At 63.6% G+C, this 13,451-nt stretch carries 14 protein-coding genes; 9 read left to right on the top strand and 5 right to left on the bottom strand.

Annotation, left to right across the window (positions count from 1 at the left end):
• Positions 1-98: 98 nt before the first annotated feature.
• From cobS to NKJ78_RS20030, 3 genes are read left to right on the top strand one after another with little or no spacing between them, the layout of a single operon-like run.
• Complete coding sequence (gene cobS, locus NKJ78_RS20020) at positions 99-1,085, top strand: cobaltochelatase subunit CobS (RefSeq protein ID WP_352459735.1); 987 nt, start codon at positions 99-101, stop codon at positions 1,083-1,085.
• Between the two features lie 11 nt (positions 1,086-1,096).
• Complete coding sequence (cobT, locus tag NKJ78_RS20025; RefSeq protein WP_352459736.1) at positions 1,097-2,995, top strand: cobaltochelatase subunit CobT; 1,899 nt, start codon at positions 1,097-1,099, stop codon at positions 2,993-2,995.
• On the top strand, positions 2,992-4,017 hold the full coding sequence (locus NKJ78_RS20030) for an esterase-like activity of phytase family protein (RefSeq protein ID WP_023731083.1): 1,026 nt from the start codon (positions 2,992-2,994) through the stop codon (positions 4,015-4,017). The genes cobT and NKJ78_RS20030 overlap by 4 nt, the downstream gene beginning before the upstream one ends.
• 5 nt (positions 4,018-4,022) lie before the next feature.
• On the opposite strand, the gene NKJ78_RS20035 is transcribed toward NKJ78_RS20030, so the two are convergent.
• The 3 genes from NKJ78_RS20035 to rpmB all read right to left on the bottom strand — a co-directional run bounded on the left by NKJ78_RS20035 (position 4,023) and on the right by rpmB (position 5,837).
• Positions 4,023-4,694, bottom strand: a complete 672-nt coding sequence (locus NKJ78_RS20035; RefSeq protein WP_023714983.1) for a polyamine aminopropyltransferase — start codon at positions 4,692-4,694, stop codon at positions 4,023-4,025.
• Between the two features lie 3 nt (positions 4,695-4,697).
• A complete protein-coding gene (locus NKJ78_RS20040; protein WP_352459738.1) occupies positions 4,698-5,378 on the bottom strand; it encodes a queuosine precursor transporter in 681 nt (226 codons plus the stop codon).
• A 162-nt stretch (positions 5,379-5,540) separates the two neighbouring features.
• Positions 5,541-5,837, bottom strand: coding sequence for a 50S ribosomal protein L28 (rpmB, locus tag NKJ78_RS20045; RefSeq protein ID WP_352459739.1), 297 nt, complete (start codon positions 5,835-5,837; stop codon positions 5,541-5,543).
• A 259-nt stretch (positions 5,838-6,096) separates the two neighbouring features.
• On the opposite strand from rpmB, the gene NKJ78_RS20050 reads away from it, so the two are divergent.
• The 3 genes from NKJ78_RS20050 to NKJ78_RS20060 are packed head-to-tail and all read left to right on the top strand — an operon-like array spanning position 6,097 to position 8,500.
• Positions 6,097-6,897 carry a DUF3108 domain-containing protein gene (locus tag NKJ78_RS20050; protein WP_352459740.1) on the top strand — a complete coding sequence of 267 codons (801 nt, stop codon included), beginning with the start codon at positions 6,097-6,099 and terminating at the stop codon, positions 6,895-6,897.
• Positions 6,898-6,941: 44 nt separating this feature from the next.
• The gene (gene yddG, locus NKJ78_RS20055; RefSeq protein WP_023699112.1) at positions 6,942-7,829 is read left to right on the top strand and encodes an aromatic amino acid exporter YddG; all 888 of its coding nucleotides are present in this window, start codon (positions 6,942-6,944) and stop codon (positions 7,827-7,829) included.
• Positions 7,826-8,500 carry a lysoplasmalogenase gene (locus NKJ78_RS20060; RefSeq protein ID WP_023754176.1) on the top strand — a complete coding sequence of 225 codons (675 nt, stop codon included), beginning with the start codon at positions 7,826-7,828 and terminating at the stop codon, positions 8,498-8,500. Before yddG ends, NKJ78_RS20060 begins: the two co-directional genes overlap by 4 nt.
• Here the strand turns inward: NKJ78_RS20060 and NKJ78_RS20065 are convergent.
• Positions 8,475-8,927, bottom strand: a complete 453-nt coding sequence (locus tag NKJ78_RS20065) for a cupin domain-containing protein (RefSeq protein WP_023745808.1) — start codon at positions 8,925-8,927, stop codon at positions 8,475-8,477. The genes NKJ78_RS20060 and NKJ78_RS20065 overlap by 26 nt on opposite strands.
• A 20-nt stretch (positions 8,928-8,947) precedes the next feature.
• Positions 8,948-9,715: a hydroxyacylglutathione hydrolase gene (gene gloB / locus NKJ78_RS20070; protein WP_352459742.1), complete on the bottom strand. Its 768-nt coding sequence runs from the start codon at positions 9,713-9,715 to the stop codon at positions 8,948-8,950.
• Positions 9,716-9,832: 117 nt separating this feature from the next.
• Between gloB and NKJ78_RS20075 the strand changes: the two genes are divergently transcribed.
• The 3 genes from NKJ78_RS20075 to NKJ78_RS20085 all read left to right on the top strand — a co-directional run bounded on the left by NKJ78_RS20075 (position 9,833) and on the right by NKJ78_RS20085 (position 13,425).
• Entirely contained in the window at positions 9,833-10,615 is a 783-nt protein-coding gene (locus NKJ78_RS20075) for a class I SAM-dependent methyltransferase (RefSeq protein ID WP_023670688.1), read from the top strand.
• A 136-nt stretch (positions 10,616-10,751) separates the two neighbouring features.
• The gene (locus NKJ78_RS20080) at positions 10,752-12,572 is read left to right on the top strand and encodes an ABC transporter ATP-binding protein/permease (RefSeq protein ID WP_352459743.1); all 1,821 of its coding nucleotides are present in this window, start codon (positions 10,752-10,754) and stop codon (positions 12,570-12,572) included.
• A 64-nt stretch (positions 12,573-12,636) separates the two neighbouring features.
• Positions 12,637-13,425, top strand: coding sequence for a DUF1194 domain-containing protein (locus NKJ78_RS20085; protein WP_023714977.1), 789 nt, complete (start codon positions 12,637-12,639; stop codon positions 13,423-13,425).
• Positions 13,426-13,451: the final 26 nt, after the last annotated feature.

The following is a 13,451-nucleotide window of genomic DNA, read 5'->3' on the forward strand; positions in this document are numbered from 1 at the left end:
CCAACTTTCATAAGGGTGGAAAAGGCTCTAAGACCGCCCCCGGACAAAAACGATTGCCGGCGAAATCAGGCATTTCGCCCGTGGAGACTCGGATAGAGATGAACAAGGTCGATCGCGACATCGCCAATTTGCCCGACACGACGGTGTCGGTGAAAGACAAATTCGGCTTCGAGTCCAAGATGGTGGTGCCGGCTTATTCGGTGACCTCGGAACATGTGCCGGACATCGATCCGGATTATCTGTTCGACAAGGCGACGACGCTGGCGATCCTTGCCGGCTTTGCCTACAATCGCCGCGTCATGGTCTCGGGCTATCACGGCACCGGCAAATCGACGCATATCGAACAGGTCGCAGCCCGTCTGAATTGGCCCTGCGTGCGCGTCAACCTCGACAGCCATGTCAGCCGTATCGATCTCGTGGGCAAGGACGCCATCGTCGTCAAGGACGGCCTGCAGATCACGGAATTCCGCGACGGCATCCTGCCTTGGGCCTACCAGCACAATGTCGCGCTCTGCTTTGACGAGTACGATGCCGGCCGTCCGGACGTGATGTTCGTCATCCAGCGCGTGCTGGAATCGTCGGGCCGCCTGACGCTGCTCGACCAGAGCCGGGTCATCCGCCCGCATCCGGCGTTCCGGCTGTTTTCGACCGCCAACACGGTCGGCCTCGGCGACACCACCGGCCTCTATCACGGCACGCAGCAGATCAACCAGGCGCAGATGGATCGCTGGTCGATCGTCACCACGCTGAACTACCTGCCGCACGACAATGAGGTGAATATCGTTCTGGCCAAGGCCAAGCACTATCGCGACGCCAAGGGCAAGGACATCGTCAACAAGATGGTGCGGGTCGCCGACATGACGCGCTCGGCCTTCATCAATGGCGATCTGTCGACCGTGATGAGCCCGCGTACCGTGATCACCTGGGCCGAGAATGCCGAAATCTTCGGCAATGTCGGCATGGCGTTCCGGCTGACCTTCCTCAACAAGTGCGACGAGCTGGAGCGTTCGGTGGTGGCCGAGTTCTATCAGCGCGCCTTCGGCGAGGACCTGCCCGAGAGCGCCGCCAACGTGGTGCTGGGCTGAGCAGAGCCTCGATGGCGGGTCCGGGCGACAACACGCGCAATAAGTCGAAGACGGGGTCTGAAGCCGACAGCTTCAAGCGTGCCGTCACCGTCTGCATGCGCGCCATCGCCGGCGACAAGGAGCTCGAAGTCGGTTTCGCCAAGGACCGCCCGGCGCTCGCCGGCAGCCGCGCCCGATTGCCCGAACTGCCGAAGAAAGCGTCCAAGACAGACATCGCGATTACTCGTGGCCTGGGCGATTCCATGGCGCTGAAGCGCGCCTGCCACGATCAGCGTATCCACACCAAACTGGCGCCGGAAGGCAAGCTGGCGCGCTCGATCTATGACGCCGTGGAACAGGCCCGCGTCGAGGCGATCGGCAGCCGCGCCATGCAGGGCGTCGCCGACAATATCGGCTCCATGCTGGAGGACAAATACGCCAAGGCCAACCTTGTCGACGTCAAGGACAAGGCCGACGCGCCGATCGAGGAAGCGCTGGCACTGATGGTGCGCGAGAAGCTGACCGGGCGGCCGATCCCGAAGAGCGGCGAGCGGCTGGTCGAACTCTGGCGGCCCTGGGTCGAGGAGAAGGCCAAGGCCGATCTCGACGGACTGTCGGCCAAGCTCGGCGACCAGCAGGCCTTCGCCCGCGTCGTGCGTGAGATGCTGGCGTCCATGGAGATGGCCGAGGAACTCGGCGACGATCAGGAGACCGAAGACTCCGAGGACAATGACGATAACCAGCCGCAAGGCGAGGAGCAGAGCGAGGAGGGCGGCGAAGAGGATTCCGGCTCCGAGCAGTCGCAATCCGAGGATGCCGAGGCCTCGGCCGACGACGAACAGTCGTCCGAGACTGAGGCCTCCGACGCCACTGCCGACGATCTTTCCGACGATGACGATGCGGACGCCGAAACGCCGGGCGAGGCGCGCCGTAACGACAACCCGTTCGCCAACCTTCCGAAAGAGATCGACTACAAGGTTTTCACCACCGCCTTCGACGAGACCGTCGGTGCGGAAGAGCTGTGCGAGGAAGAAGAACTCGACCGGCTGCGCGCCTTCCTCGACAAGCAACTGGCCAATCTCTCCGGCGTCGTCGGACGGCTCGCCAACCGGCTGCAGCGCCGCCTGATGGCGCAGCAGAACCGTTCCTGGGATTTCGACCTCGAAGAGGGTTATCTCGATCCGGCACGCCTGGTTCGTGTCGTCATCGACCCGATGCAGCCGTTGTCGTTCAAGCAGGAGCGCGACACCAAATTCCGCGACACGGTGGTTACGCTGGTGCTCGACAATTCGGGCTCGATGCGCGGTCGGCCGATCACGGTTGCCGCCACCTGTGCCGACATTCTGGCGCGCACGCTGGAGCGCTGCGGCGTCTCGGTCGAGATCCTCGGCTTCACCACGCGGGCGTGGAAGGGCGGACAGGCTCGCGAGAAGTGGCTGAAGGACGGCAAGCCGCCGAACCCCGGCCGGCTCAACGATCTGCGCCACATCATCTACAAATCCGCCGATCATCCGTGGCGTCGCGCCCGGCGCAATCTCGGCCTGATGATGCGCGAGGGCCTGCTCAAGGAAAACATCGACGGCGAGGCGTTGTTATGGGCGCACAACCGGCTGATCGCCCGGCCCGAACAGCGCAAGATCCTGATGATGATCTCGGACGGCGCGCCGGTGGACGATTCGACGCTGTCGGTCAATCCTGGCAACTATCTCGAGCGGCATCTGCGCGCCGTCATCGAGCTGATCGAGACGCGCTCGCCGGTCGAGCTGCTGGCCATCGGCATCGGCCACGACGTTACCCGCTATTACAGGCGCGCCGTCACCATCGTCGATGCCGAGGAACTGGCCGGCGCCATGACCGAGCAGCTGGCCTCGCTGTTTGCCGAGGAAAACGTGCGCGATACACGCCGCGGCGGCTACCGGCGCGCTGGATGATTTTTTTGCGCGGCGGGTTTCGGCAGATGCTCTTCGCGGTCACTGCCTTGTTCGGCATGGCGTTTGCGCCGGCCATCGCCGCCGGCCCAAGCGCGGTCGAGCCGGTCGAAGTCTCGGCGCGGCCGATCACCACCTTCAATATCGGCAGCGCCGACAAGCAGTTTGGGCTGCTGGAATTCGTCGGCGGTCTTGAGATGAACTCGACGACGCGCGATTTCGGCGCGCTGTCGGCATTTCGGTTCGTCAAACCCGGCAGCGATTTTATCGGCGTCGCCGATACGGGCTTCTGGTTCTTCGGCTCGATCACCCATGATGCCGACAAGCGGCCGTCCGGCATCCAGAATTTCCGCATGCAGCAGATGGTCGATGAAAAGGGCCGGCCGATCGACAGGAAATGGGAAGTCGATGCCGAGGGCCTTGCAGTCAAGGACGGCATCGCCACCGTCGGCTTCGAGCGCGATCACCGCGTCGCCCAGTTCAAGATTGACCCCAGCAACATGACGGCGCCGTTCAAGCAACTGAACTTTCTGGTTCCAGCCCGCGAACTGCGACAGAACCGCGGTTTCGAGACCGTCACCCACGCCAATCCCAACGGCCAGCACGAGGGCGGCCTCGTCGTGGTCTCGGAAAAGAGCTTGGACAAGGCTGGCAACATCTATGCCGCCATCATCGAAGGGCCGCACAAGGGCGTCTTCACGGTCAAGCGCAACGGTGATTTCGACATCACTGACGGCGCCTTCCTGCCGGATGGCGACCTGCTGCTTTTGGAGCGCAGTTTCTCGATGGCCGGCGGTGTCAGGATGCGGCTAAGGCGCATCTATGGCGAAAGCGTCGAGAAGGGCGCGGTTGCCGACGGGCCGGTGCTGATGGAAGCCGACATGGGCTACCAGATCGACAATATGGAAGGACTCGACGTCTGGACCCGCGATGACGGAGCGCTGATGGTGTCGCTGATCTCGGACGACAACCATTCGATCCTGCAGCGCAACCTCTATCTGGAATTCATCCTGCACCAGGATTGAGAGCCCTAAGGCTTGGTGGCGATCCAGATGACGTGGCGCGCGCCGCGCTTGCCATTGGCGCGCGTCTTCACCTCGTCCACGACAAAGCCCGCCTGCTTGAGCCTAAGTGTGAAGCCGGCATCGGGGCCTTGCGACCAAACAGCCAGCACGCCCCCGGGCCTGAGCGCTGCACGCGCCGCGCCGAGGCCGGCAGCGCCATAGAGGGCGTCGTTGCCCCTGTAGACGATGCCTTCGGGGCCATTGTCGACATCGAGCAGGATGGCGTCCCAGGCTGCCTTGTCGGATCTTATGATGTGCCCGACGTCGGCTTCGCGAACCGTCACACGGGGATCGTCGAGACAGCCGGCGAAGACCGCCTCCATGGGGCCGCGCGCCCAGGCGATGACGGCGGGGACAAGCTCGGCAACCGTGATGCCTGCGTCGGCGCCCAATTGGGCAAGCGCAGCGCGCAGCGTAAAACCCATGCCGAGGCCGCCGATCAGGATTTTCGGTTGGGCGCGGCCGCCGATCTTTTCACAGGAGAGCTTGGCCAGCGCTTCTTCGGAGCCGCTGAGGCGGCTGTTCATCAGCTCATTGGTGCCGAGCATGATCGAGAATTCGCTGCCGCGCTGCTTGAGGCGCAGTTCCTGTCCGCCGTCAGGCGTTTTGGCCGAGCCGAGCTGGACCCAAGGGATCACGGCCTAGACAGCCACGGCCGGCTGGCTCCAGTGGGCGGCGAGCAGCCGGTAGGGGATCAGGGCCACAACAGCGATGATCAGCTTCACCGAAAGGTCGCCCAGCGCCCAGGAGACCCACCGCATGGTCTCGACCGGCAGCACGCCCATCAGCGGCGCCGTCTCCAGCGCAAAACCGTCGTTCGGGCCGGCAAAAGCGAAGGCGGCCGAAAAGGCGATGCTGAAGAACACCAGGGTGTCGAACACCGAGCCGACCAGCGTGCCGACGATCGGCGCGCGCCACCAGCTCTGCCGGCGCAACCGGTTGAACACGGTGACGTCGAGCAATTGCGCGCAAAGGAAGGCCGCGCCGGAAGCTGCGGCGATGCGCACCAGCCGGTCGGCTGATGTCTCGAACTCGATCAGGCCGTGGCGAAACAGGAAGGGCGGGACGAGGATCGAGCAGACCACAGCGGTCATGAAGCCGACAAGGACGATGCGGCGCGCAACGGTCGGCCCGTAGCGGCGGTTGGCAAGGTCGGTGACCAGGAAGGAGAAGGGATAGGTGAAGGCGCCCCAGGTCAGGATGTCGCCCAGCGACAGACCGCCGGCCTGGCCCTGCATCGGGAACTGCACGAGGATGTTCGATGCCACGACGACAAGCGCCATGGCGGCCACAAAGGGCAGATATCGCGAGAAGGAAGTCATTTTTTTATCCTGGGTAATGGAACCAGCCAGGCGCTAGCCGAAATCCGGATCGCGCTGCCTTGCAAGTTTTGAGCATCGGATTGCTCCGATGCTGCTGCCTTAGAAGTTTTGAGCATCGGATTGCTCCGATGCTCAGGGCGGTCGTCCCCCGCCTTGATATCGTTAAGCGGCGGGCTGGCCGGCCAGCTTCTTGGCGATCTGCTTCTTCAACAGGCGCGCGCGCTGCGACAGTTCCTTGGCGTCGGCCTTGGCCAGGAAGGCGTCGAGGCCGCCGCGATGCTCGACCGAACGCAGCGCGTTGGCCGAAATGCGCAGGCGCACATTCTGGTTCAGCGCTTCCGAAATCAGCGTCACATTGACGAGGTTCGGCAGGAAGCGGCGCTTGGTCTTGTTGTTGGCGTGGCTCACATTGTTGCCGGTCTGGACTGCCTTGGCAGTGAGTTCGCAAGTGCGGGACATGGTTCTAACCTTCAGTTCTGTCTAAGCCTGCCAAACCTTGTTCGCCCGCGCCGGGTGGCGCGCGGTTTCAGTCAGGCGGCCTTATGGAAAAGTTGGCGTTCCTTAGTTGCATTTCGCCAATGCGTCAAGCTCCGGCTTGCCCAGGACTGTGACGGGCGTTTCACATAAAGGCCGAAATTCAGCCTATAAGCGGTCGGACAGGGACATTTCAAGCCGGAGTCGCCCGCCTCCGGTTAAAAAATCAAGGACCGAGCCCGCCATGCTTCGCCCGTCACATGCCGTTGTCGCCATACTTGTCGCCGCCTTGCCGACATCAATCCTTGCCGCCGCGCCCGCAGCCACCGCACAGTCCTTCAAGGGCGAATACACGGTGTCGTTCCTCGGCCTTTCCGTGGCCAAGGCGACATTTTCCAGCCACTACGAAGGCGATAGCTATTCCATAGAGGGCACCGTCTCCAGCGCCGGTCTCGCCACCTTGTTCGACGACACGAGCGGCACGATCTCGTCAAAGGGCAAGATTCTGGGCAAGCAGATGGAGCCGCAGGTATTTCGCGCCGATTATAAGTCCGGCAAGAAGGCTTCCATGGTCGATATCCGCTTTGCCAATGGCGCGGTGACCGCCACCCAGGTCATTCCCGAGCCGAAAAAGCGCAATCCCAAAAACTGGATACCGCTGGGCAGCAACGATCTGGCATCGGTGCTCGATCCGATGGCGGCTACCGTCATCCATGCCGACAGCCTCGACCAGGTCTGTGGGCGCAAGGTGAAATTCTATGACGGCGAGATGCGCGCCGACCTGACGCTGACCTACGCCTCGAAAGGATCGATCTCGGTCAAGGGCTACAAGGGCGACACCGTTACCTGCAAGATGAGCTTCGAGCCGGTGGCAGGCTACCGCAAGGGCCGCAAGGCGCTGAATTACCTGAAGAAGAAGAGCCAGATGATGGTGACGTTTGCACCGCTCGGCCAAACCGGCATATATGCGCCGATCCACGCCACGGTCGGGACGCAGATCGGCACCTTGACTGTCAGCGCGGGGCGGTTCGAAGCTACTGAATAGACGCGCCCACCCGAATAGAATGGGGCGAGTCGCCGGAGACGGGCATGGGGCGCGCAACACTGATCGGTTTCTCGGCGGTCGCCATGTGGGCGCTGCTGGCGTTGCTCACCGATGCGTCGGGCGCCGTGCCGCCATTCTTGCTCTCGGCCATCACCTTCACCATCGGCACCGCAGTCGGGTTGGTTGCCCGGTTGTTCATGCCGGCGACCGATAAAAGCCTGAAGATCCCACGCCAGGTCTGGGTGATCGGCATTGCCGGACTGTTCGGCTACCATTTCTTCTATTTCACCGCGCTGCGCAACGCGCCGGCGGTCGAGGCAAGCCTGATCGCCTATCTGTGGCCGCTGCTGATCGTGCTGGGATCAGCGCTGATGCCGGGCGAGAAGCTGGCCTGGAACCATGTCGTCGGCGCGCTGCTCGGGCTCGCCGGGACCGTGCTGATCGTCACCAAGGGTGGCGGCCTCGCCTTCGATGCTCGCTACACCTTCGGCTATGCGATGGCGGCCGTCTGTGCGCTGCTGTGGTCGTCCTATTCGCTGCTGTCGCGGCGCTTTCCGGCGGTGCCGACCTCGATCGTCACCTGGTTCTGCGCCGCCACGGCAGCCCTGTCTCTCGTCTGCCATCTTCTGCTGGAAAAGACGGTGCTGCCCGATGGTCCCGGCCAGTGGCTGGCGGTGCTTGGTTTGGGGTTGATGCCGGTGGGCGCGGCTTTCTACGCCTGGGATATCGGCGTAAAGCGCGGCAACATCCAGGTGCTCGGCGCGGCAAGCTATGCGGCGCCACTGCTGTCGACATTGGTGCTGATCGCGGCGGGCGTTGCCGAGCCGTCGCTGCGTATCCTGGCGGCCTGCGTGCTGATCACCGGCGGCGCGGCGCTGGCGGCGAAATCGTTGTTCCTGCGCAAGGCGGCAACTGGCGGGGCAAGCGCATGACGATGCCGTTTGCCGGCGGCATCGACGCCAACGCAAATGCAACATTGATTTTTTCGCTGGTGGCGGCAGTGATCTACGCCTTCACCCTGGATATGCGGCCGACGCTGGCCCGCTCGGCGGCAAAGACGCTGGCCGTGGCCATGCTTGCGGCGCTCGCCTTCATGCAAGGTGGGCCGCTGTTGCTCGTCGCTGCGCTGGCGCTCAGCGCCGTCGGCGACGCCTTCCTGTCGCGTGACGGCGAAAAGGCCTTCCTCGGCGGGCTGGCCAGCTTCCTTGCGGCGCATGTCCTCTATGTGCCGCTCTTCCTGCGCAGCGGCGGCGGGCTGGATGTGCTCAGCGCCGAGACATGGCGCGGCGTCATCGCGCTGGCCATGGCGGCCTTCGCAGTCGTCATGCTGGCGGCACTCTGGCGCCGTGTCGGCCCCCGCCTGCGGGTGCCAATCGGCGTCTATATCGCAGCCATTCTGGCGATGGGCATCTCGGCGTTGACGCTCGACAATCCGTGGGTCATCGGCGGCGCTGTTATGTTCATGGCATCGGACGGGCTGCTTGCCGCGGAGAAATTTCTGGTTCCGGCAATAGCACCCTATCGCGCCGGCATCCGTTATGCGGTCTGGGTGCTCTACTATGCCGCCCAGTTGGCAATTACGCTCGGCTTTTTGCTACGCTAGGTTCCCAGCCCGGCTCGGCCATTTCGAACGCGGCGAAGTCGAAGCCCGGCGCCACGGTGCAGCCGACCAACGTCCATTCGCCGAGGCTGCGCGCCGATTGCCACCAGCCGGCCGGCACGACGATCTGCGGCCGCTCGCCCGCCGCAAGCTCAATGCCGAGCACCTGCTCGATCACCTGGTTAAGCATTGGACTACCTTCCTCGCACATCGACAGCGCCAGCGGCGCTCCGGCATGGAAGTGCCAGACCTCGGCCGCGTCCTTGACCCGGTGCCAGGCCGAAATCTGGTCCTGTTCAAGGAGGAAATAGATCGCCGTCGAATGGCCGCGCGCGCCACCGGCGCCGTCGCGAAAGGTCTCGGCATACCAGCCGCCTTCCGGATGCGGCTTGAGGCCAAGCATGGCGATGATTTCAGCGGCGCTGGTCATGGCTGATCCCGGAACGATGCTCAGAAATTGTCCTTGCGCTTGCGGATTTCCGCGAACACTTCGGCGTCGGAGGCCTCCTCCATGCCGAGATGCTTGCGGATCGCCGGGTCGTGCCAGCGCAGGAACGGATTGGTCGACAATTCCTCGCCGATCGTGGTCGGCAGCGTCGCCTTGTTGTCGGCGCGCAGGGTCTCGATTTTGGCGGCGCGTTCCCTGAGCGCCGAATTGGTCGGGTCGACGGTCAACGCAAAGCGGGCGTTCGAAAGCGTATACTCATGGCCGCAATAGATGACCGTGTCCGCCGGGAGTGCGGCGAGCTTCTTCAGCGACTCATACATCACCGGCGGCTTGCATTCGAACAGCCGGCCGCAGCCGAGCGCGAACAAAGTGTCGGCGGTGAACGCCACTTTCGAGGCCGGAAAATGATAGGAGACATGGCCCGCTGTGTGGCCGGGCGTGGCGATGACATCGATCCGCTCACCGCCGAGATGGACGACCGAGCCTTGCCCGACGGTCTCGTCGATGCCGGGGATCTTTTCCTTTTCCGCCTCCGGTCCGACGATGCGCAGCTTGAAGCGCTCCTTCAGCGCCAGATTGGCCTCGACATGGTCGACATGGTGGTGGGTGGTCAGGATCATCGTCGGCTTCCAGCCGGTACGCTCGATAGCGGCAATGATCGGCGCTTCTTCGGGTGCGTCGATAATGGCGGTCTCGCCGCTTTTCGGGTCATGCACCAGCACGCCGAAATTGTCGCTGCGGCACATGAACTGTTCGATTTCGACGGGCATTGGCATCTCTCCATCTGTTGGCGCAGACATAGGGCGCTTGGCCGCTGATGTCATCTAGCTTTGCAGAACGTGCCGGCTTTGTTGAACTTGGGCGGCATCGCAGCTACCGTCCCGCGCATGCATTCCGATATCGTCGATCTCCGCTCCTTCTATTCGACCACGCTCGGCCGCCTGGCTGAACGCTCGATCACCATGGCGCTGTCCTCAATATGGGCAACAGTGCCCAATGAGCGGCTGGTCGGGCTCGGCTATACCTTGCCGTGGCTGGAGCGGTTCGGCACCGATGCCGAGCGGGTGTTTGCCTTCATGCCTGCTACGCAAGGCGCCGTCGTCTGGCCGGCGAACGGGCCGACGGCTACGGCGCTGGTCTTCGACGAGGAATTGCCGCTGGTCGATTCCTGCATCGACCGCATGCTGCTCGTGCATTCGCTCGAACATGTCGAAAACCCGCGCGAGACGCTGAACGAGATCTGGCGGGTGCTGTCGCCGGCAGGGCGCGTCGTCATCGTCGTGCCCAACCGGCGCGGTGTCTGGGCGCGGTTCGAGCACACGCCGTTCGGCAATGGCCGGCCGTTCTCGCGCGGCCAGCTGACAGAATTGCTGCGCGAGGCGAATTTCACACCGGCTTCCTGGTCCGACGCGCTGTTCTTCCCGCCATCGCCGCGGCGCTTCATGATGCGGTTCCACAATGTGCTGGAGCGCGCCGGCCGGCGGTTCTGGCCGATCTTTTCCGGCGTCATCGTGGTCGAGGCGCAGAAGCGGCTCTATCAGGGCGTGCCGGTCGCGCAGCGCGCCTCGCGCCGTGTCTTCGTGCCGGTACTGTCACCGCACGGTGCGACGCGGCTTGGCCGCCGGGCGGAAGGGGTGACATCGACGACACGTCAGGTGACACCTTCGTGATCATCATGAAAACTGGTGTTGCGTGGGTTTTTCCCACCTATCTGTCGCAGATGCATTCGCGGTCCGTTTGAGCGGCGGATGCCTTCAAGTCTCTCCATCTGGTTCAGCAACGCTTCTGAACGCAAGGACCTCGTGCATGGCTGATCAACCGGACAAGTCCGCCACCGCTCAGCCGGTAACCGTCGAAGCCAGCAGCCTGCGCGATCAGGTGGCGACGATCAAACGGGCGCTGGTAGGCTCACCGGTGCGCAAGTGGCTGGTCTGGACGTCGGTCGGCATTATGGCGGTCATCGTCGCGACGTCGATCGGCCAGATTCTGCTCAACCGCTGGAACCAGCCTTTCTACGATGCGCTGGCGCGTCGCGACATGGCGGCCTTCCTGCATCAGCTGATGATCTTTGCCGTGATTGCCGGCACGCTGCTCCTGCTCAACATCGCTCAGACCTGGCTCAACCAGATGATCCGGCTGAAGCTGCGCGAGGCGCTGACGCTCGACCTGATCGACCAATGGATGCGGCCGGCGCGGGCCTTCCGGCTCGCCAATGCCGGCGCCATCGGCGTCAATCCCGACCAGCGCATGCAGCAGGATGCCGCGCATCTGTCCGATCTGTCGACGGACCTCGGCGTCGGCCTGCTGCAATCCTTCATCCTGCTGGTGTCGTTCGTCGGCGTGCTTTGGCAACTCTCGTCGGGCTTCGTCTTCCACATCAACGGCTGGTCGCTGGCGATACCGGGCTACATGGTCTGGGCCGCGTTCCTCTATGCCGGCATCGCCTCCTGGCTGAGCTGGCTGGTCGGGCGGCCGCTGATCCGCCTCAACAGCGACCGCTACACCCGCGAGGCCGAGCTGCGTTCCGGGATGGTGCGCGTCAACGAGAATGTCGACGCCATCGCGCTCTATCACGGCGAAGCCGATGCCAAGAGACGGCTCGAAATCGACCTTGGCACGGTGCTGGGCGCGATGCGAAACATCTACAAAGCGCAGATCAACCTTTCCTGGGTGACCGATACCTATGGCTGGATCACCGTGGTGGCGCCGATCCTTGTGGCATCGCCGGTCTATTTTTCAGGCGATATCAGCTTTGGCGGGTTGATGATGGCGGTCGGCGCCTTCAACCAGGTGCACTCGTCGCTGCGCTGGTTCATCAACAATATCGGCGGCATCGCCGACTGGCGCGCCACGCTGATGCGCGTTGCCGACTTCCGCATTGCGCTCGATGAAACCGATGTGTTGCACGACAAGGAAAAGCGCATCGAATTCGGCGATAACGCCAATGGCAGCCTGACCTTCGAGAAGCTCCAAGTGGCCTCGCCGGAGGGCTGCACCAAACTTTCAGACAGCCATGTCGAGATCCATCCCGGTGAGCGCGTCATGATCACCGGCGACCCGGGCGCCGGCAAGACATTGTTCTTCCGCGCCATTGCCGGCCTTTGGCCCTGGGGCAGCGGGCGGATCGGCTTGCCGGCCGGAGAAACGCCGATTTTCGTGCCGCGTGTTCCGTATTTTCCTGCCGGCACGTTACGCGAAGTGCTGCATCCGAATGGCTCGGCGCCGGCTGGCGATGCTGATTTTGGGGCGGTGCTGGCCGAGGTCGGCCTCGAGCGGCTGTCATCCTCGCTCGACCGTTCCGCACGCTGGGAGCGTGAACTCAACGATGACGAACAGCGGTCGCTGGCCTTCGCCAGGCTGGCCTTGCGGCAGCCGAAATGGGTGATCATCGACGAAGCGATGGACGCGTTCGATGGTCCTTCGCTACGAAGGGTGCTGTCCATGCTGGAGAAACGCCTGCCGGAAACCGCGATCCTCAACATCGGGCGCGGACTGCACAATGGTCATTTCTTTCCACGCGCATTGAACATCGTGAAGGATACGGGTGCTGCGCCACTGAAACCCGCCCGAGTCAGGACCGGCGCCATCGACCCGCCGCCGAAAGCGGCCGTGCGGCGAAAGAAGTAGAAGGGGCTTTATTTCGCCGCGATCGCGGCGAAGATTCACGGGTCGAAACATCCGTGGTGCGGCCATGCTCGATGCGCTCAGCCTGCTTGCCTGCCTTGCCTGCACCACGCCCGTGGCTGCCCCGGCCGTTGCCGTGGATGTCGAACTGGTGCTGGCCGTCGACATCTCACAGTCGATGGACGAGAGGGAGTTCGCGCTGCAGCGCGCTGGCTATGTCGAGGCGCTCAGGCATCCCGATTTCATCAAGGCCGTGCGCTCGGGAACCACCGGGCGCATCGCGCTTGCCTATTTCGAATGGGCGGGCGTCGTGCGCGAGGATGGCGTCATCGCCTGGCAGGTGATCGACAGCGCAGAGAGCGCCAACGCCTTCGCCGACAGAATAGAAGCGCGGCCGTTCCGCAGCTTTCGCGGCACCTCGATTTCCGGTGCGCTTGCCTTCGGCGCCGGGCTGTTCGAGGGCACGGGGTTCGATGCGCCACGCAGCGTCATCGACATTTCCGGCGACGGTCCCAACAACACCGGGCTGCCCGTCGCCACGACACGCGATGCGGCGGTGGCCAAGGGCATCGTCATCAACGGCCTGCCGATCCTGATCAGCCCGTCGCCGACCTTCAGCCATCTCGACCAGTATTATGACGACTGCGTCACCGGTGGGCCCGGCTCCTTCGTGTTGCCGATCTATGCGGCCTCGGAATTCGCCACCGCCATACGCCGCAAGCTGATCCTGGAGGTGAGCGGCATCGCCGATGCGACCGTGGTCCCGATCGATGCCGCCGCACCCATGGACTGCCTGCAGGGCGAACGCGACCGGCGGCTATATTCCGACCCATATCTGCCGGAACTCGACAAATGAGGTTTGAGGCAGTTCGGAGGGGAAAG

The organism is Mesorhizobium sp. M0037 (assembly GCF_040323635.1).
Lineage (GTDB): Bacteria > Pseudomonadota > Alphaproteobacteria > Rhizobiales > Rhizobiaceae > Mesorhizobium.

Coding starts and splice junctions, on each gene's coding strand:
- NKJ78_RS20080 (WP_352459743.1), top strand. CDS start 10,752: ATGGCTGATCAACCGGACAAGTCCGCCACCGCTCAGCCGGTAACCGTC.
- cobT (WP_352459736.1), top strand. CDS start 1,097: ATGGCGGGTCCGGGCGACAACACGCGCAATAAGTCGAAGACGGGGTCT.
- cobS (WP_352459735.1), top strand. CDS start 99: ATGAACAAGGTCGATCGCGACATCGCCAATTTGCCCGACACGACGGTG.
- NKJ78_RS20085 (WP_023714977.1), top strand. CDS start 12,637: ATGCTCGATGCGCTCAGCCTGCTTGCCTGCCTTGCCTGCACCACGCCC.
- yddG (WP_023699112.1), top strand. CDS start 6,942: ATGGGGCGCGCAACACTGATCGGTTTCTCGGCGGTCGCCATGTGGGCG.
- NKJ78_RS20060 (WP_023754176.1), top strand. CDS start 7,826: ATGACGATGCCGTTTGCCGGCGGCATCGACGCCAACGCAAATGCAACA.
- rpmB (WP_352459739.1), bottom strand. CDS start 5,837: ATGTCCCGCACTTGCGAACTCACTGCCAAGGCAGTCCAGACCGGCAAC.
- NKJ78_RS20075 (WP_023670688.1), top strand. CDS start 9,833: ATGCATTCCGATATCGTCGATCTCCGCTCCTTCTATTCGACCACGCTC.
- NKJ78_RS20065 (WP_023745808.1), bottom strand. CDS start 8,927: ATGACCAGCGCCGCTGAAATCATCGCCATGCTTGGCCTCAAGCCGCAT.
- NKJ78_RS20040 (WP_352459738.1), bottom strand. CDS start 5,378: ATGACTTCCTTCTCGCGATATCTGCCCTTTGTGGCCGCCATGGCGCTT.
- NKJ78_RS20050 (WP_352459740.1), top strand. CDS start 6,097: ATGCTTCGCCCGTCACATGCCGTTGTCGCCATACTTGTCGCCGCCTTG.
- gloB (WP_352459742.1), bottom strand. CDS start 9,715: ATGCCCGTCGAAATCGAACAGTTCATGTGCCGCAGCGACAATTTCGGC.
- NKJ78_RS20030 (WP_023731083.1), top strand. CDS start 2,992: ATGATTTTTTTGCGCGGCGGGTTTCGGCAGATGCTCTTCGCGGTCACT.